This window comes from Klebsiella sp. SWET4 (assembly GCF_024296565.1).
Taxonomy (GTDB): Bacteria; Pseudomonadota; Gammaproteobacteria; order Enterobacterales; family Enterobacteriaceae; genus Klebsiella; species Klebsiella variicola.
This window is the reverse complement of the sequence record NZ_JANCOB010000006.1, coordinates 165,090-184,267: the sequence shown is the minus strand read 5'-3', so window position 1 is coordinate 184,267 and position 19,178 is coordinate 165,090. Positions and strand designations below refer to the sequence as shown.

The following is a 19,178-nucleotide window of genomic DNA, read 5'->3' as shown; positions in this document are numbered from 1 at the left end:
GAAATAATCACGCGGCTTGATGCCGCGCAATCATCATAAGCGCAGGTGCTGACCTCAGTCCTGTTTGGCGGTCGTATGCAACATATAGTTAACATCAACCCCCGGCGCTAACTTGAAGGTGTTGGTCAGCGGATTGTAATGCAGACCGATGATATGCTGCTCTTTCAGAGTAGTCTGATCTACCCAGCTCAGCAGCTCGGCCGGTTTGATAAACTTCTTCACATCATGAGTGCCCTTAGGCACCATCTTCATGACATATTCCGCACCGACCACCGCCATCAGCCAGGCCTTGCCGTTGCGGTTGATGGTGGAGAAGAAGACCTGGCCGCCGGGCTTCACCAGCCGCGCGCAGGCATGTACCACCGACTGCGGGTCGGGCACGTGCTCCAGCATCTCCATGCAGGTCACGACGTCATACTGCTGCGGATGCTTCGCGGCATGTTCCTCAACCGTTTCCTGAACATAGTCCACCTGAATACCGCTCTCCAGGGCGTGCAGCTTCGCGACCTGCAGCGGTTCGGCACCCATGTCCAGTCCGGTGACCGTCGCACCTTCGCGCGCCATGCTCTCGGCGAGAATGCCGCCGCCGCAGCCGACATCGAGGACTTTTTTACCGAACAGGCCGCCGGAGCGTTCGGCGATATAACCCAGCCGCAGCGGGTTGATGCGGTGGAGCGGTTTGAACTCGCCCTCCAGATCCCACCAGCGAGAGGCGACGGCTTCGAATTTGGCGATTTCAGCATGATCGACGTTAGGGGCTACCGACGTTTTTTCGGCATTCATGGGCGCTTTTACTCCTTTTCTGTTCAGACCTGCGAGTATATCAGCAGCGCGCCATGAATAAACCGTATTGCTTTACCTCTATTAGCGCGGCTGTGTTATAATTTGCGACCTTTGAATCCGGGATACAGTAGAGGGATAGCGGTTAGATGAGCGACCTTGCGAGAGAAATTACACCGGTCAACATTGAGGAAGAGCTTAAGAACTCTTATCTGGATTATGCGATGTCGGTCATTGTTGGCCGTGCGCTGCCGGATGTCCGAGATGGCCTGAAGCCGGTACACCGTCGCGTACTTTACGCCATGAACGTATTGGGCAATGACTGGAACAAAGCCTATAAAAAATCAGCCCGTGTCGTTGGTGACGTAATCGGTAAATACCACCCGCACGGCGACTCCGCGGTATACGACACCATCGTTCGTATGGCGCAGCCGTTCTCGCTGCGTTACATGCTGGTGGACGGCCAGGGTAACTTCGGTTCCATCGACGGCGACTCCGCCGCGGCGATGCGTTATACCGAAATTCGTCTGGCGAAAATCGCTCATGAGCTGATGGCCGATCTTGAAAAAGAGACGGTCGATTTCGTCGACAACTATGACGGTACGGAGCGTATTCCGGACGTCATGCCGACCAAAATTCCTAACCTGCTGGTGAACGGCGCCTCCGGGATCGCCGTAGGGATGGCGACCAATATACCGCCGCATAACCTGACGGAAGTGATCAACGGCTGTCTGGCGTATGTTGACGATGAAGACATCAGCATTGAAGGGCTGATGGCGCATATTCCAGGCCCTGATTTCCCGACCGCCGCCATTATCAATGGCCGTCGTGGCATTGAAGAGGCCTACCGCACTGGTCGCGGTAAAGTGTACATCCGCGCGCGCGCGGAAGTGGAAGTGGACGCGAAATCCGGCCGCGAAACCATCATCGTGCACGAAATTCCGTATCAGGTGAACAAAGCGCGCCTGATTGAGAAAATCGCCGAGCTGGTCAAAGAAAAACGCGTGGAAGGCATCAGCGCGCTGCGTGACGAGTCTGATAAAGACGGGATGCGCATCGTGATTGAAGTGAAGCGCGATGCGGTAGGGGAAGTGGTGCTCAACAACCTCTATTCCCAGACTCAGCTGCAGGTCTCCTTCGGCATCAACATGGTTGCTCTGCACCATGGTCAGCCGAAGATCATGAACCTGAAGGACATCATCGCCGCGTTTGTACGCCACCGCCGCGAAGTGGTGACCCGTCGTACGATTTTCGAACTGCGCAAAGCGCGCGACCGGGCGCATATCCTCGAAGCGCTGGCCGTTGCGCTGGCCAACATCGACCCGATTATCGAACTGATCCGTCGCGCGCCGACCCCGGCAGAAGCGAAAACGGCGCTGGTTGCCCAGGCGTGGGATCTCGGTAACGTTGCGGCGATGCTGGAGCGCGCCGGTGATGACGCCGCGCGTCCGGAATGGCTGGAGCCAGAGTTCGGCGTGCGCGACGGTAAATACTATCTGACCGAGCAGCAGGCTCAGGCGATTCTGGATCTGCGTCTGCAGAAACTGACCGGCCTTGAGCATGAAAAACTGCTCGACGAATATAAAGAGTTGCTGGAGCAGATCGCGGAACTGCTGCACATTCTCGGCAGCGCCGATCGTCTGATGGAAGTGATTCGCGAAGAGCTGGAACTGATCCGTGACCAGTTCGGCGACGAACGTCGTACCGAAATCACTGCCAACAGCGCTGATATTAACATCGAAGATCTGATCAACCAGGAAGACGTGGTGGTCACCCTGTCGCATCAGGGCTATGTGAAGTATCAGCCGCTGACCGACTACGAAGCACAGCGTCGTGGCGGTAAAGGCAAGTCAGCAGCGCGCATTAAAGAAGAAGACTTTATCGACCGCCTGCTGGTGGCTAACACCCATGACACTATCCTCTGCTTCTCGAGCCGTGGCCGTCTGTACTGGATGAAGGTCTATCAGCTGCCGGAAGCCAGTCGCGGCGCGCGCGGTCGTCCGATCGTCAACCTGCTGCCGCTGGAAGCCGATGAGCGTATCACCGCCATCCTGCCGGTCCGCGAGTACGAAGAGGGCGTCAACGTCTTTATGGCGACCGCCAGCGGTACCGTGAAGAAAACCGCGCTGACCGAGTTCAGCCGTCCGCGTTCCGCCGGTATCATCGCGGTCAATCTGAACGAAGGCGATGAGCTGATCGGCGTCGATCTGACCTCTGGTCAGGACGAAGTGATGCTGTTCTCCGCGGCCGGTAAGGTTGTGCGCTTCAAAGAAGACGCCGTTCGCGCCATGGGCCGTACCGCCACCGGCGTACGCGGCATCAAGCTGGCGGAAAACGACAGCGTCGTCTCGCTGATTATTCCGCGCGGCGAAGGCGCGATCCTGACGGTAACGCAAAACGGTTACGGTAAACGTACCGCAGCGGCGGAGTATCCGACCAAATCGCGTGCCACTCAGGGCGTTATCTCGATCAAAGTCACCGAGCGTAACGGCTCCGTTGTGGGCGCCGTGCAGGTGGATGACTGCGATCAGATCATGATGATCACCGACGCCGGGACGCTGGTTCGTACCCGCGTTTCCGAAGTGAGCATCGTGGGCCGTAACACCCAGGGTGTGATCCTCATCCGCACCGCGGAAGATGAAAACGTGGTGGGTCTGCAGCGCGTGGCAGAGCCGGTGGACGACGAAGAACTGGATGCCATCGACGGTAGCGTAGCGGAAGGCGATGACGATATCGCCCCGGAAGCGGATACCGATGACGACATCGCCGAAGACGAAGAGTAATCGTCGCAGGTAAATGTTCTGAAAGGGCCGGGTATTCTCCCGGCCCTTTTTGCATTAAGATTGCGGCAAAGCCGGTTTACCGCTACTTTAACCCCATTCTGTTGAGTCCCTGACGGCCGAGCATCGCCACATTGAAATATCTTGCCTCGTTTCATACAACCCTGAAGGTTTCACGTTATCTGTTCAGAGCGCTGGCGGTATTACTGTGGCTGCTGATTGCGTTTGTCTCTGTGTTCTATATCGTCAATGCCCTGCACGAGCGGGAAGCCGAGATCCATCAGGAGCTCAATCTCAACGCCGATCAGGCCCAGCGCTATATTCAGCGTACGGCGGACGTGATTAAAGAGCTGAAGTACGTCGCCGGTAACCGCTTGTCGGCAGGGGACGCGGTAGCGCAAGGGCAAAACGGCGATATAGCGGTGCCCAACTTTGAACCCCTGTACCCAGATTCCGACTGCAGCGCGATGAGCAGCACCTGGCGTAATTCGCTGCAATCACTGGCGTGGTTTATGCGCTACTGGCGGGATAATTTTACCGCTGCCTACGACCTTAACCGCATCTTTCTCATTGGCAGCGATAACCTCTGCATGGCCAACTTTGGCCTACGGGACGTGCCGATTGAGCGCGATCAGGCGCTGAAAGTCCTGCATCAGCGCATTGAGCAATATCGCAACGCGCCGCAAAACGAGCGCGGCAACAACCTGTTCTGGATAAGCCAGGGCATGCGCCCCGGCGTGGGCTACTTTTATGCCCTGACCCCGGTCTATATGGCCAACCGTCTGCAGGCGATGCTCGGCGTGGAGCAGACCATCCGTATGGAGAGCTTCTTCACGCCAGGCAGTTTGCCGATGAGCGTGACGATTTTTGACGATAACGGCCAGCCGCTGATCTCGTTGGCCGGCGCGGAAGGCAAAATCCAGAGCGAAGCGAAGTGGATGCAGGAGCGGATGTGGTTTGGCTACAGCGCAGGTTTTCGCGAGCTGGTGCTGAAAAAAAGCCTGGCGCCGTCCTCCTTAAGTATCGTCTATTCCGTTTCGGTGGACCAGGTGCTGGAGCGGATCCGCATGCTCATCATCAACGCCATCATTCTCAATATTCTGACCGGAGCAATGCTGTTTGCGCTGGCGCGAATGTATGAGCGGCGCATTTTTATCCCGGCGGAAAATGATGCGCAGCGACTGGAAGAGCATGAACAGTTCAACCGCAAAATCGTGGCCTCAGCCCCGGTGGGGATCTGTATTCTGCGCACCGTCGACGGGACCAATATTCTCAGTAACGAGCTGGCGCACAACTACCTGAATATGCTGACCCATGAGGATCGCCAGCGGCTGACGCAGATCATCTGCGGCCAGCAGGTCAACTTTGTCGATGTGCTGACCAGCAACCATACCAACCTGCAGATTAGCTTTGTCCATTCGCGTTATCGCAATGAAAACGTCGCCATTTGCGTGCTGGTGGACGTTTCCGCCCGCGTGAAAATGGAGGAGTCGCTGCAGGAGATGGCCCAGGCGGCTGAACAGGCCAGCCAGTCGAAATCGATGTTCCTTGCGACCGTCAGCCATGAGCTGCGTACCCCGCTATACGGCATCATCGGTAACCTCGATCTGCTGCAGACGAAGGCCCTGCCGAAGGGCGTTGATCGCCTGGTGACGGCGATGAACAACTCTTCCAGCCTGCTGCTGAAAATCATCAGCGATATTCTCGATTTCTCGAAAATCGAGTCTGAGCAGTTGAAGATCGAGCCGCGGGAGTTTTCCCCGCGCGAAGTGATGAACCATATCTCTGCTAACTATCTGCCGCTGGTGGTACGCAAGCAGCTGGGTCTGTACTGTTTTATCGAGCCGGATGTCCCGGAGCAGATGTCCGGCGACCCGATGCGCCTGCAGCAGGTGATCTCTAACCTGCTGAGCAATGCGATTAAGTTCACCGACACCGGCTGTATTATCCTGCACGTCCAGTGTGCGGGGGATTATCTGCAGATCAGCGTCCGCGATACCGGGGAGGGGATCCCGGCGAAAGAGGTGTTGCGCCTGTTCGATCCCTTCTTCCAGGTGGGGACCGGCGTGCAGCGAAACTTCCAGGGCACCGGCCTTGGCCTGGCGATCTGTGAAAAGCTGATCAGCATGATGGATGGCGATATCGCCGTGGAAACGGAGCCGGGGATGGGCAGCCGTTTTACCATCCGTATCCCGCTGTATGGCGTGCAGAACACACCGCAGGTGACGGCGGACGGTTTCGCAGGCAAGACCTGCTGGCTGGCAATCCATAATACTTCGCTGGCGATGTTCGTCACGTCGCTGCTCAGCTATCACGGCCTGACGGTACGCCGCCATGCCGGAGAAACGCCGGACGCCGACGATGTCTTGCTGACTGACGATGAAGCGCAGAGGGGCTGGCAGGGGAGTGCGATGGTCATCTTCTGCCGCCGCCATATCGGCATCCCGCAGGAGCGAGCCGCCGGAGAGTGGCTGCACAGCGTGACGACGCCGCATGAACTGCTGCCGCTGCTGGGGCGTATTTTCCACGTCGCCCTCGACAGCGCGGAGAATAGCCGGGCGCTGATGGCGCCGGACGCGCAGATCGGTAATAACGACGACATGATGATCCTCGTGGTCGACGATCACCCGATTAACCGCCGTCTGCTGGCGGATCAACTGGGATCGCTCGGCTACCAGTGCGTGACCGCTAACGACGGGGTCGACGCGCTCAACGTACTTAGCAAACAGCATATCGATATCGTGCTCAGCGACGTCAACATGCCCAATATGGATGGTTATCGTCTGACGCAGCGCATTCGTCAGCTTGGCCTGACGCTGCCGGTGATCGGCGTCACCGCCAATGCCCTGGCGGAAGAGAAGCAGCGCTGTCTTGAATCGGGGATGGACAGCTGCCTGTCCAAGCCGGTCACCCTCGACGTGCTGAAGCAAACGCTGACGGTGTATGCGGCGCGGGTACGTAACGGGCGGGAATAACGGGGAGCTCCGTCTCGCCGGGGCGAGACGGAGAAAACAAAGGGATTACTCTTTATCCGTCGAACTTAGCGAGACGGAGGAGAGGTAGTTCAGCAGCGCAATGTCGTTTTCCACGCCCAGCTTCATCATTGCCGACTTCTTCTGGCTACTGATGGTTTTGATGCTGCGGTTGAGCTTTTTGGCGATCTCGGTCACCAGGAAGCCTTCAGCGAACAGACGCAGCACTTCGCTCTCTTTCGGCGACAGGCGTTTATCGCCATAGCCGCTGGCGCTGATTTTTTCCAGCAGACGAGAGACGCTTTCCGGTGTGAATTTCTTCCCTTTCTGCAGCGCGGCCAGCGCTTTTGGCAGGTCGGTCGGCGCACCTTGCTTGAGAACGATCCCTTCGATATCCAAATCCAGCACCGCGCTGAGGATCGCCGGGTTGTTGTTCATGGTCAGAACAATGATCGACAGATCCGGGAAGTGGCGCTTGATGTATTTAATCAGCGTGATCCCGTCGCCGTATTTATCACCGGGCATGGACAGATCGGTGATCAGCACATGGGCGTCCAGCTTCGGAAGATTGTTGATAAGGGCCGTGGAGTCTTCAAACTCGCCAACGACGTTCACCCACTCAATTTGCTCAAGTGACTTACGAATACCGAACAGTACGATCGGATGGTCATCGGCAATAATTACGTTCATAGTGTTCATGTATAAGGCTACCTTCTACAGCAAGCTCTTGACGTAAACGTCAATGTCGCTGATATATTTTTCTATGCCTTGCGCATCCTTTTCGCGAATCAGATGCTCAAGCGTTTCACATAACTGCTTGCCGGGTATCAGATTAAGCATAGCAAATGCCCCTTTGAGGCGGTGGGCGGTTTGCGCCAGAGCAGCAAAATCGCCCGCTTCGATTTCAGTATACAATCTCTGAACATCATCCGGTACCGTATCGGCAAACAGTGCGTAATAGCCGCTGGCATGGAGTTCGGCGTTACTCTCGTTTCCTGAGGTGGCGGGCTGAACCGCCTCCTCCGCCAGCTGCTGCTCAATAAGCTGCAGGATAGCCTCCTGCATCGCCGTGCTAATATTAAAGTTGACCCGCAGTTGTCCCGGGCCGATCTTGCGTATCCCGACCTCATCATCGCTTAAAAGCAAGCCCGAAGCAGTAAGATTAGACGGATTATCTGTTAAATACAGATCGAACGCTTGACTTGTCGCCCGATCGTCCGGCGTGATGCACGACGCCCCCCAGCTCTCCAGCTGGCGGGTGACAATCCGCCGCACTTCACTGGAAGTCACATCCAGCAGGACGATAACGTCATCCAGCAGATGTTCGCCCGCCTCTGGCGCCTCTTCGCTGGCCGGCATTTTCAGGTGCAGGGTATAACGCGTTCCCAGCGACTCCCGCGCTTTGATGGTCAACTGCCCACCCAGTTTGCGCGTCATGCGGTCGCACAGCCAGAAGGTGAGGGCGTTCGCCTTGCCGTACAGATCGCTCTGGGTCTCGTTGAGATACGGGAAGTGCAAATTGTCGATCTCGTTTGCCGAGACGCCGTTGCCAGTATCCAGAATGCGGAAGGTCAAACGATCGCTGGCCGACTCGTCCTGGCAAACGTCGAGGGTGATCTTGCCGATAGGCGTGGTGGTGATGGAATACTGGATTAACAGCACCAGTGTGCGTCGCAGGGCTTCACGGTCACCGTAGCGCTGCTCACCGGCAGGGAGCGCGTTATTGATCAGCAGCTGCAGACCCTTGCGCTTCATCGCCGGCAGAACTTCCGGTACAACGTCATCGATCAGTTCCTGAACCGAGAACAGCGCCTGGCTGGTTTTCCAGGTGTCGCTTTCCAGCAGATTGGCGAGCTGAATGTCATCGATCAGTTTGACCAGCTCATCGGCATGCTGCGCCAGCGTCCGGTTCTCTGCGCTGTCGAGCGCCGCCGCCTCTGCCGCCAGGTTCAGCGCGGGCTGCTTCAGGGCGCTGCCAATATGCTGCATAAAGGCCGCCCGCCCCTGCTGGTTTTTCTCATACAAGCGCTGGGCCTGCTTGAGCTTTTTATTGACCAGCACTTCGCGGTCCTGGTCTCGGATAATCAGGATCTGCGTGCGCGGGGCTACCTGGCTGCGATACTGGCGGATTTCATACTGCTCATTATTGACGGTAGCCTGAATCACCCCCTGATGCTGGTCCGCCATATTGGTGATGTTTTGCAGATTCAGGTGCGGAAGCAGATGGTCGGCAATAGGGTTGCTGATAAGGGTTCGGTTGGCTTCCTGATCGTGAACCAGCAGCCCCAGCGGCAGCAAAGAAACAATTTCTTCATTTATAGCGCGTAGCAGACGCAGTTCGCTGTTGGCGGCGGAAGGGAGCCCGGCGCCAGACGGATTGCTGCGTCCTTTAAAGTGACGAAAGGTGGTAAAACCAAACAGCGCTAGCGCCAGCAGGCCAATGTTGAGCAGCAGCGGCAGAAGAATATTCTGCAGGGCGGCCAGCAGCATGCTGCTCAGCGGTACCGTCCAGAGCAACTGCATACCGGTAGTGCTGATATCGGTGGCGATGTCGATCTGCATGCCGTTAAAGGTGATCCCGATATGGTCGGTCGTCTCTTTGTCAGGATTGGTGGCAAGGTTTTGCGACGGGTCTGGCTCGATACGGAAGCTGTCCAACGCCATGCCTGGCGGGATCAGATCGTTAATCGGCAGGTCGAAAGCGACCACCGTGGCCAGATGTCCAGGCTGGTTGAAGGTGGTGCGTAACGTAAAGTAGTGCGCGTTCTGCCAGGCGAGATGGCGCAGCGGCGAGAAGGTCTCGCGCTCATCAAGGGTATTGGCCTGCAGCAGCATCTCCGCGCGCCGGGATTCCACGACGCTACTGATCGTTGACTCTTTAAAGCTTGAGGAGAGGTCCTTCAACGGCAGGGTTGAGACCAAAATCAGGCTATTGTCCAGACCATTGAGATAGTACATCGACCATGGGATGGTTTCCGCACCCCACAAAATATCGAGATAATCGGACATTTTCTGCGTCATCTCGAGGGTCGAGCTATCGTGGGAGCCAAAAATCAGCGCTTCGGTTTTACGCCGGGGCTTCTCAAGGTAGTAGACGTCCTGTTTTAAACGCGTCTCCTGCAAGCCACCGCTCGCAGCGTTAGCCGAGGTCGCGGCGATATTGTCGTAGATCTGCCAGGTGGCATAGCGCCAGGTGTCAATGCGCTGGTGCAAGGCGTGGGAGACATCAACCACCTGATAGCTCTTCTCTTTCAGCCAGGCATTGACGGCACTTTGAATCATCACCCCCATCGTCGCCAGCAGGACAATAACCATCAAAATGAAGAAGCGGCTGATGTTGCCGGGGATCAGGGAGAATTTTTTCGGGGTCATCTTGTGGCTGAACGACTCATCATTGTTTGTAAACAGGATGTAGCGCCAGAGTAACTGGCAACAAAGCAGATGCTGCAGGCAGTATAAAGGCTAATGGCGTAAATCCATACTACAGAATGGTGCCAGCGGCGCGATACTCTCCAGGAATTATCTTAGAATCGAAGCGCCAATGAAACCGCGCCAACAACGCTGACCAGTCGCGATATTGACAAAGTACAGGCGGAAGAATCGCACGAAATAACAAGACATTGGCTGAATAAGGGCAATTGACAGGCTAATTGATTGATTAATAGTCGTTAGGGAATTTTTTGCCGTAGCACAGATAAATTAAAGTTGTGTAAAGAAGGGTAAAAAAAACCGGATGCGAGGCATCCGGTTGAAATAGGGATAAACAGACATTCAGAACTGAATGACGGTAATAAATAAAGTTAATGATGATAGCGACTGTTATTTTAGTCACCAATGATAGTTTTGTTTTACCATTCAGTGCTATAGAGTTATTTGTGTGTATGTGATTGATTGTGAACCAATAAATATTTTTTTTGATTATTAGTGCGTATTTCCCAGACCATTTTGTGGTGCAAAAAGTTCCGCCATTTTTACAAATTGAAACATCTTGTGGGTATTTTGAAACATCTTAGAAGTTTTAGTATCATATTCTTGTTGGATTATTCTGCATTTTGCAGCACAATGAAATAGCCGACTGATTAGAAGGGTAATCAGTAAGCAGTGGCATAATAAAAGGCATATAACAAACAGAGGGTTAATAACATGAAAGTTAAAGTACTGTCCCTCCTGGTACCGGCTCTGCTGGTAGCAGGCGCAGCAAATGCGGCTGAAATTTATAACAAAGATGGCAACAAATTAGACCTGTACGGTAAAATCGATGGTCTGCACTACTTCTCTGACGACAAGAGCGTAGACGGCGACCAGACCTACATGCGTGTAGGCGTTAAAGGCGAAACTCAGATCAACGACCAGCTGACCGGTTACGGCCAGTGGGAATACAACGTTCAGGCGAACAACACTGAAAGCTCCAGCGATCAGGCATGGACTCGTCTGGCATTCGCCGGTCTGAAATTTGGTGACGCGGGTTCTTTCGACTACGGTCGTAACTACGGCGTGGTATACGACGTAACGTCCTGGACCGACGTTCTGCCGGAATTCGGCGGCGACACCTACGGTTCTGACAACTTCCTGCAGTCCCGTGCTAACGGCGTTGCAACCTACCGTAACTCTGACTTCTTCGGTCTGGTTGACGGCCTGAACTTTGCTCTGCAGTACCAGGGTAAAAACGGCAGCGTCAGCGGCGAAGGCGCGACCAACAACGGTCGTGGCGCGCAGAAACAGAACGGCGACGGCTACGGTACTTCTGTAACTTATGACATCTTTGATGGCATCAGCGCTGGTTTCGCATACTCTCACTCTAAACGTACCGACGATCAGAACAACCTGGTTCTGGGTAACGGCGACAACGCTGAAACCTACACCGGTGGTCTGAAATACGACGCGAACAACATCTACCTGGCCACTCAGTACACCCAGACCTACAACGCGACCCGCGCCGGTTCCCTGGGCTTTGCTAACAAAGCACAGAACTTCGAAGTGGTTGCTCAGTACCAGTTCGACTTCGGTCTGCGTCCGTCCGTGGCTTACCTGCAGTCTAAAGGTAAGGATCTGGAAGGCTACGGCGACCAGGACCTCCTGAAATATGTTGATGTTGGCGCGACCTACTACTTCAACAAAAACATGTCCACCTATGTTGACTACAAAATCAACCTGCTGGACGACAACAGCTTCACCCGTAACGCCGGTGTTTCTACCGACGACGTGGTTGCACTGGGCCTGGTTTACCAGTTCTAAGTCGCAAGCTGCACAAGAAAAAGGCGCCTCTGGCGCCTTTTTTTATGTCTGGTTTAACCTCGCTGGTATACTCTTGTCGCCCTGGTAAGAGGAGCCTCGACTAATGGACATGACTTTCTTTCGCGCCGCACTGCTGGGCGCCTGCGTACTGCTCTCTGGCTGCGATTCAGCCACCACCCCTGCGACCCCAGCTTCGACGGCCACCGTGCTGGATGGCAAAACCATGGGCACCTTCTGGCGGGTCAGCGTCATTGGCGTGGATAAGGCAAAGGCCGAGGCGTTGCGCGCCAAGGTTCAGGCCCAGCTGGATGCCGACGATCGCCTGCTGTCGACCTGGAAAAACGACTCGGCGCTGATGCGTTTCAACCACGCGGCGGATACCCGGCCCTGGCCAGTGAGCGAAGCGATGGCGGACATCGTGACGCTGTCGCTGCGGATTGGCGCCAAAACGCACGGCGCGATGGATATTACCGTGGGGCCGCTGGTCAATCTGTGGGGCTTTGGCCCGGATAAACAGCCGGTCACCACCCCGGATGCCCAGGCGATAGCCGCGGCGAAGGCGCGCACCGGCCTGCAGCATCTGCAGGTTATCAATCAGAGCGGCAGGCAATTCCTGCAAAAAGATATCCCCGATCTGTTTGTCGATCTCTCCACGGTGGGGGAGGGCTATGCTGCCGATCACCTCGCGCGATTGATGGAGCAGGAGGGGATCTCCCGCTATCTGGTGTCGGTAGGCGGGGCGCTGGTGAGCCGCGGGATGAACGGCGAAGGCAAGCCCTGGCGGGTGGCGATCCAGAAACCGACTGACCGGGAAAACGCCGTCCAGGCGATTGTCGACATCAATGGTCACGGCATCAGCACCTCCGGCAGCTATCGCAACTACTATGAACTCGACGGCAAACGTATCTCGCACGTCATCGATCCGCAGACCGGGCAGCCGATAACCCATAAGCTGGTCTCCGTGACCGTCATTGCGCCAACGGCGCTGGAGGCGGATGGCTGGGATACCGGACTGATGGTCCTCGGGCCGGAAAAAGCGCAGCAGGTGGTGCGCGAGCAGGGGCTGGCAGTCTATATGATCGTCAAAGAGGGCGAGGGGTTTAAAACCTGGATGTCGCCACAGTTTCGCACCTTCCTCGTCGGCGAGAAAAATTAAAAAGCAAGATTGCGGGTTTTTTGCTGCGGGCGTCGCCGCAGACTGAGGATACACTTACAGCAGGAGCCTCGTCATGAAACCGATAGTTGCCGATACCGATGACCGCCGCTGGCAGGCGGTCTGCGAACGTGATACCCGGGCCGATGGTCAGTTTGTCTTTGCGGTACTGACCACCGGTATCTGCTGCCGCCCTTCCTGCCGCTCGCGTCGTGCGCGGCGGGAAAACGTGCGCTTTTTTGCCGACGTCGCCGCTGCCGTGGCGGCGGGGTTCCGCCCCTGCAAACGCTGCCAGCCGGATAAAGACGATCCGCAGCAGCAAAGGGTCGACAAAGTGGCGCAGGCCTGCCGGTTGCTGGAGCAGGACGCGCCCCTGACCCTTGAGGCGCTGGCTCGTGAGCTGGCGGTCAGCCCGTTTCATTTCCACCGTTTGTTTAAATCCGTCACCGGTATGACCCCCAAAGCGTGGCAACAGGCGTGGCGCGCCCGACGTCTGCGGGAAGCGCTGGAGCAGGGGAACACGGTGACCCGCGCCGCGCTGGCGGCCGGTTTTCCCGACAGCAGCAGCTATTATCGTCAGGCCGATGCGGCATTAGGCATGACGGCCCGTCAGTTTCGCCGCGGCGGCGCCGCCACCGTGGTGACCTGGACCACGGGCGACTGCGCGCTGGGCCGCTGTCTGGTGGCGCAGAGTGAGCGTGGCGTTTGCGCCGTTCTGCCGGGCGATAACGATACGGCATTGCTCGACGACCTGCGCCAGCGCTTTCCCAACGCCGAGTTGCGCCAGGGCACCCCAGAGTTCCGTCGCCAAATGGCCGAGGTTTTCGCTCACCTCGACGACAGCCGGCGGCCGGTATCGCTGCCGCTGGATCTGCAGGGCACCGCCTTTCAGTTGCAGGTCTGGCAGGCGCTGCGGCAGATCCCGGCGGGCGAGACCCGCAGCTACCGCCAGGTGGCAGAGCATATTGGTCTGCCACGAGCAGCAAGAGCGGTGGCTGGCGCCTGCGCGGCGAATTCGCTGGCGGTGATCGTTCCCTGCCATCGGGTGGTACGGGAGGGCGGCGCGCTGTCCGGTTATCGCTGGGGAACGGCGCGGAAAGCGCAGCTGCTGGCGCGCGAGGCCCAATACGAGGAGGAATAATGCTCGATCTGTTTAGCGATACGCCACCGTGGCAGGATCCGCTGGCACCCGGTGCGGTGGTGCTCCGACGCTTCGCCCGCGAGCGCGCCCCGGCGCTGCTGCAGGCGATTGCCGATGTCGCCCGCCAGTCGCCATTTCGCCAGATGGTCACGCCGGGCGGATACACCATGTCGGTCGCCATGACCAACTGCGGCGCGCTGGGCTGGACCACCGATCGCCACGGCTACCTGTACGACCCGGTCGACCCGTTAACCGATCAAACCTGGCCGCCGATGCCTGCCGTATTCCGCGAACTGGCGCTGGCGGCAGCCGCGGCCGGCGGCTATCCGAACTTTTCCCCCGACGCCTGTCTGATTAACCGCTATCAGCCGGGCGCAAAACTGTCGTTGCATCAGGATAAAGATGAACAGGATCTGCGGGCGCCGATCGTCTCGGTCTCGCTGGGTCTGCCGGCCATCTTTCAGTTTGGCGGGTTGCAACGCAGCGACCCGCTACAACGGCTGCTGCTGGAGCATGGCGATGTGGTGGTCTGGGGCGGCGAGTCGCGTCTGTTTTATCACGGTATTCAGCCGCTGAAAGCCGGGCATCACCCCGAAACGGGCGACTGTCGTTACAACCTCACTTTTCGGCAGGCGGGCAGTCGCCAGTATTAAAATAAGAATTATTCTTGATGTCATCGGCGAGCCGTTTAAACTGCTGGCTGTTTTGCTTTTCCGGATAGCCTGTTATGGAACTTCTCTCTCTCGTCTGGCGTCAGTATCGTTGGCCGTTTCTCGGCGTGATTGCCCTCAGTCTGCTCAGCGCCGCGCTGGGTATCGGCTTAATCGCCTTCATTAACCTGCGCCTGATTACCGCTGTCGATACCTCGCTGCGGGTCCTGCCGGAGTTTCTAGGCCTGCTGGGGCTGCTGATGGCGGTGACGCTGGGCTCCCAGCTGGCGCTGACCACCCTCGGCCACCATTTTGTTTATCGCCTGCGCGGCGAATTTGTTAAACGCATCCTCGATACTCAGATTGAACAGGTGGATAAGATCGGCAGCGCGTCGCTGCTTGCCGGGCTGACCAGCGATATCCGTAACATCACCATCGCCTTTGTGCGCCTGCCGGAGCTGGTGCAGGGGATCATTCTGACCTTCGGCTCTGCCGCCTATCTGGCCTGGCTGTCAGGCAAAATGATGCTGGTGACGGCGCTGTGGATGGCGCTCACCATCTGGGGCGGTTTTGTGCTGGTGTCGCGGGTGTACAAACATATGGCCAGCCTGCGCGAAACGGAAGATAAGCTGTATCACGACTACCAGACGGTGCTGGAGGGGCGCAAAGAGCTGACCCTCAATCGCGAACGCGCGGAGTATGTGTTTAATCAGCTCTACCTCCCGGACGCCCGGGAGTATCGGCACCATATCGTTCGCGCCGATACCTTCCATCTCAGCGCGGTTAACTGGTCGAATATTATGATGCTTGGCGCCATCGGGCTGGTGTTCTGGATGGCCAACAGCCTCGGCTGGGCCGATACCGCCGTGGCGGCGACCTATTCCCTGACGCTGCTGTTTCTGCGCACGCCGCTGCTCTCCGCCGTCGGCGCGCTGCCCACCTTGCTCAGCGCCCAGGTGGCGTTTAACAAGCTGCGCCAGTTCTCTCTCGCCCCATATCAAGCCGAATTTCCCCGGCCGCAGGCGCATCCTGACTGGCAGACGCTGGAGTTGCGCGATGTCACTTTCCATTATCCGGACCAACGCTTTGCGGTAGGGCCGCTTAACCTGACGCTGAAACGCGGCGAGCTGGTGTTTCTGATCGGCGGCAACGGCAGCGGCAAGTCAACCCTGGCGATGCTCCTGACCGGCCTGTATCAGCCGGTTTCCGGTCAGATCCTCGTGGACGGCCAGCCGCTGGCGGCGGATAAACCGGAGGAGTATCGCAAACTGTTCTCCGCGGTGTTTACCGACGTCTGGCTGTTTGACCGCCTGCTCGGGCCGCAGGGAGAGGAGGCCGATCCGGCGCTGGTGGCAACGTGGCTGGAGCGCCTGCAAATGGCCCACAAGCTGCAGCTGGAGAACGGGAAAATCGCCGACCTCCGGCTGTCGAAAGGGCAGAAGAAGCGCGTGGCGCTCCTGCTGGCGCTGGCCGAGTCCCGGGACATCATTCTGCTGGATGAATGGGCGGCGGATCAGGATCCGCATTTCCGCCGCGAGTTCTATCAGGTGCTGCTGCCGCTGATGCAGCAGATGGGGAAAACCGTGTTCGCCATCAGCCATGACGATCACTATTTCCAGCACGCCGATCGCCTGCTGGAGATGCGTGACGGCCAGCTGTCCGAGCTCACCGGGGAGGAGCGGGCGCAGGCTTCCCGCGATGCGGTGGCCCGTACGGCCTGATGCTCGCCGCGAGCCCGGGGGAAAAGCCGGGTGCCGCGCCGCTGAAATTTTCAGCGACTACATTGCTGGCGGTTATTATTTCCCCCTCCTCGCGCTATGCTTAAGGCTTCCGGCCCGCAGGCCGGCTCACTATTCTCAAAAGGATTGCCCGATCGATGTCCGTTTTGCATAAAAAAAGCGCCCGCTTACGTGACGAAGAGCGCGCCCGTCTGATTTGGCTCTTGAGCACCGATAAAGCAGTGACCTCTGCGCTGCTGGGCAAACTGACGCTGGCCGAACGCTATGATGAAGGCACGCTGGCCGATGACCTGGCGGAAGTCGAGATCCTGGTCTCGCATCTGCCGCCGCCGGATCTCGCCGATGCGCTGGAAGCGCTCCCCTATGACGCCCGCACCGCGCTGTGGTGCCTGGTGCCTGACGATAAACGTGGCGAAGTGCTGCTGGAAGCCTCAGAAAACGTCTGGGGCGACCTGATCGACAAGATGAGCGACCCCGAGCTGCTGCAGGCGATGCAGCCGCTGGATATCGATGAACAGGTTTACCTGCTGCAGCATCTGCCGCGCAACCTGACCGGACGGCTGCTGGCGACCCTGCCTGCCGAGAAGCGTGCCCGTATTCGCCAGATTATGCGCTACGCCGACAACAGCGTCGGGTCGATCATGGAGTTTGAGGTCATTACGGTGCGACCGGAGGCCACGCTGGCGGCGGTGCAGCGCTATCTGCGGCGTCTGGGTAAAATGCCGGAAAACACCGATAAGCTGTTCGTCACCACCCGTAACAAGCTGCTGCTCGGCGAGCTGGAGCTGCAGACCATTCTGCTCAACGATGCGCAGAAGCGGGTGGGGGAGGTGATGGAGGGCGATCCGGTCACCTTTCAGCCGCACGAAGAAGCGGAGAAGGTGGCGCGCACCTTCGAACGTGATGACTTACTCAGCGCCGCCGTCATTGATGCCGACGGCAAGCTGATCGGGCGACTGACCATCGATGAGATCGTTGATGTGGTTTATGAAGAAACCGATAACGATCTGCGCCGGATGGGCGGCCTGAGCGATGAAGAGGATGTCTTCGCCCCGGTCAGCAAGGCGGTGAAAACGCGCTGGGCGTGGCTGGCGGTCAACCTGTGTACGGCGTTTATCGCTTCCAGGGTCATCGACGGCTTCGAACACACCATTTCACAGCTCGTGGCGCTGGCCTCGCTGATGCCGATCGTCGCCGGGATCGGCGGCAATACCGGCAACCAGACGATCACCATGATCGTCCGGGCGATGGCGCTACAGCAGATCCAGCCCGGCAGCTTTACCTTCCTGATCCTGCGTGAAATGGGGGTCGCCCTGATTAACGGCCTGGTATGGGGCGGGATTATGGGGGCCATTACCTGGTGGCTGTATGACGATCCGCAGCTCGGTGGGGTGATGACGCTGGCCATGATGCTCAACCTGCTGATGGCGGCGATGATGGGCGTGATAATCCCGATGGTTATGGTGAAGCTGGGGCGCGACCCGGCGGTCGGCTCCAGCGTGATGATCACCGCTATCACCGACACCGGCGGCTTCTTTATTTTCCTTGGTCTGGCGACGCTGTTTCTGATGTAGCCTGCGCCGTTGTGCGCAGGCGGCGGGGGATGAGTGCCATGGCGACGATCCCCGCCAGCACGCCGATCGCCAGATTGCTGGTTCCCACCGTTGCGGCGACGGTCACCAGCATCACCAGCGTTTCCGGCCACGGATTACGCGCCAGTTCGCCCGGGCGAATACTGTGCCAGCTAAAGGTTTTCACCGCCACAATCACCATCACCCCAGCCAGCACCGCCATTGGGATCTGCGCCATCACCTGGCTGAGCGCTGTCACCAGCAGGAGCAACACCAGACCGGCGATCACCGTTGAGAGACGGCTGCGGGCTCTGCCCATCTCCACGTTAACGATGGTCTGGCCGATCATCGCGCAGCCGGCGATACCGCCATAACAGCCGGCAAGGATATTGGCGATACCCAGTCCGGCGCTTTCCCGCGATTTGTTCGACGGAGTATGGGTGAGATCGTCCACCAGCTTAGCCGTCAGCAGGGACTCCATCAGACCGACAAAGGCGATACTGAGGGCGCACGGCCAGATAATCTGCAGTGTCGCCAGGTTCAGGGGGACGGTCAGGGCAGTGAATCCCGGCAGGCCGCCGCTCATCGAGCCTTCATCGCCGACGGTGGGCAACTGCTGGCCAGTGGTGACGGTATAGAGAGTGAGCGCGACAATGGCGATCAGTGGCGCCGGGACGGCCTTAATGAAGCGCGGCGCCCACAGGACGATAAGCAGCGTCAGGACGAACAGGCCGACGATCAGCGGCTGGCGACTCCAGAAGTGCGGTACCTGAGCAAAGAAAATCAGGATCCCGAGGGCATTGACGAACCCGGTCATCACTGCCGGGGGAATAAAACGCATCAGGCGCGCCATGCCGCACAGACCAAACAAAATTTGAATCATACCCGCCAGAATGACCGCCGGCAGAATGTAGCCCACGCCGTACTGATGCACCATTGGGCCAATGACCAGCGCCACCGACCCGGCAGCAGCCGTCACCATTGCCGGGCGCCCGCCGAGCACCGACATCGCCAGGCAAAGCACCACCGAGGCAACCAGGCTGACCTGCGGGTCAACACCGGCAATGACCGAAAACGAAATAACTTCAGGGATTAACGCCAGGGCGGTAAGCACGCCGGCCAGCACTTCGCGCGTCAATAACGACGGGGAGCGGAGG

General features: G+C 57.9%; 12 protein-coding genes. 8 read left to right on the top strand and 4 right to left on the bottom strand.

Going from position 1 to position 19,178, the window contains the following annotated elements:
• Nucleotides 1-54: 54 nt before the first annotated feature.
• The gene (ubiG, locus tag NKJ21_RS15700) at nt 55-783 is read right to left on the bottom strand and encodes a bifunctional 2-polyprenyl-6-hydroxyphenol methylase/3-demethylubiquinol 3-O-methyltransferase UbiG (protein ID WP_008803973.1); all 729 of its coding nucleotides are present in this window, start codon (nt 781-783) and stop codon (nt 55-57) included.
• Nucleotides 784-929: 146 nt separating this feature from the next.
• Between ubiG and gyrA the strand changes: the two genes are divergently transcribed.
• Together gyrA and rcsC are read left to right on the top strand one after the other, a co-directional pair.
• Entirely contained in the window at nt 930-3,563 is a 2,634-nt protein-coding gene (gene gyrA / locus NKJ21_RS15695) for a DNA topoisomerase (ATP-hydrolyzing) subunit A (protein WP_008803974.1), read from the top strand.
• 131 nt (nt 3,564-3,694) lie between these two features.
• Nucleotides 3,695-6,535, top strand: coding sequence for a two-component system sensor histidine kinase RcsC (gene rcsC, locus NKJ21_RS15690; RefSeq protein WP_016161575.1), 2,841 nt, complete (start codon nt 3,695-3,697; stop codon nt 6,533-6,535).
• 45 nt (nt 6,536-6,580) lie between these two features.
• On the opposite strand, the gene rcsB is transcribed toward rcsC, so the two are convergent.
• The gene (gene rcsB / locus NKJ21_RS15685) at nt 6,581-7,231 is read right to left on the bottom strand and encodes a response regulator transcription factor RcsB (protein WP_004201684.1); all 651 of its coding nucleotides are present in this window, start codon (nt 7,229-7,231) and stop codon (nt 6,581-6,583) included.
• 15 nt (nt 7,232-7,246) lie between these two features.
• Nucleotides 7,247-9,904, bottom strand: a complete 2,658-nt coding sequence (rcsD, locus tag NKJ21_RS15680; RefSeq protein WP_109910090.1) for a phosphotransferase RcsD — start codon at nt 9,902-9,904, stop codon at nt 7,247-7,249.
• Nucleotides 9,905-10,675: 771 nt separating this feature from the next.
• Here rcsD and NKJ21_RS15675 point away from each other — a divergent pair.
• The 6 genes from NKJ21_RS15675 (at nt 10,676) to mgtE (ending at nt 18,024) form a co-directional block, all read left to right on the top strand.
• Complete coding sequence (locus NKJ21_RS15675; protein ID WP_008803977.1) at nt 10,676-11,767, top strand: porin OmpC; 1,092 nt, start codon at nt 10,676-10,678, stop codon at nt 11,765-11,767.
• Nucleotides 11,768-11,870: 103 nt separating this feature from the next.
• Nucleotides 11,871-12,923, top strand: a complete 1,053-nt coding sequence (apbE, locus tag NKJ21_RS15670) for an FAD:protein FMN transferase ApbE (RefSeq protein WP_254732985.1) — start codon at nt 11,871-11,873, stop codon at nt 12,921-12,923.
• A 73-nt stretch (nt 12,924-12,996) separates the two neighbouring features.
• On the top strand, nt 12,997-14,061 hold the full coding sequence (gene ada / locus NKJ21_RS15665; RefSeq protein WP_008803979.1) for a bifunctional DNA-binding transcriptional regulator/O6-methylguanine-DNA methyltransferase Ada: 1,065 nt from the start codon (nt 12,997-12,999) through the stop codon (nt 14,059-14,061).
• The gene (gene alkB, locus NKJ21_RS15660) at nt 14,061-14,714 is read left to right on the top strand and encodes a DNA oxidative demethylase AlkB (RefSeq protein WP_254732983.1); all 654 of its coding nucleotides are present in this window, start codon (nt 14,061-14,063) and stop codon (nt 14,712-14,714) included. Before ada ends, alkB begins: the two co-directional genes overlap by 1 nt.
• Nucleotides 14,715-14,788: 74 nt before the next feature.
• On the top strand, nt 14,789-16,432 hold the full coding sequence (locus NKJ21_RS15655) for a multidrug ABC transporter permease/ATP-binding protein (RefSeq protein WP_254732981.1): 1,644 nt from the start codon (nt 14,789-14,791) through the stop codon (nt 16,430-16,432).
• 155 nt (nt 16,433-16,587) lie between these two features.
• The gene (gene mgtE / locus NKJ21_RS15650) at nt 16,588-18,024 is read left to right on the top strand and encodes a magnesium transporter (protein ID WP_012541001.1); all 1,437 of its coding nucleotides are present in this window, start codon (nt 16,588-16,590) and stop codon (nt 18,022-18,024) included.
• On the opposite strand, the gene NKJ21_RS15645 is transcribed toward mgtE, so the two are convergent.
• Nucleotides 17,987-19,147 carry a SulP family inorganic anion transporter gene (locus NKJ21_RS15645; protein ID WP_074184942.1) on the bottom strand — a complete coding sequence of 387 codons (1,161 nt, stop codon included), beginning with the start codon at nt 19,145-19,147 and terminating at the stop codon, nt 17,987-17,989. The two genes, mgtE and NKJ21_RS15645, sit on opposite strands and share 38 nt — an antisense overlap.
• Between the last annotated feature and the right edge of the window lie 31 nt (nt 19,148-19,178).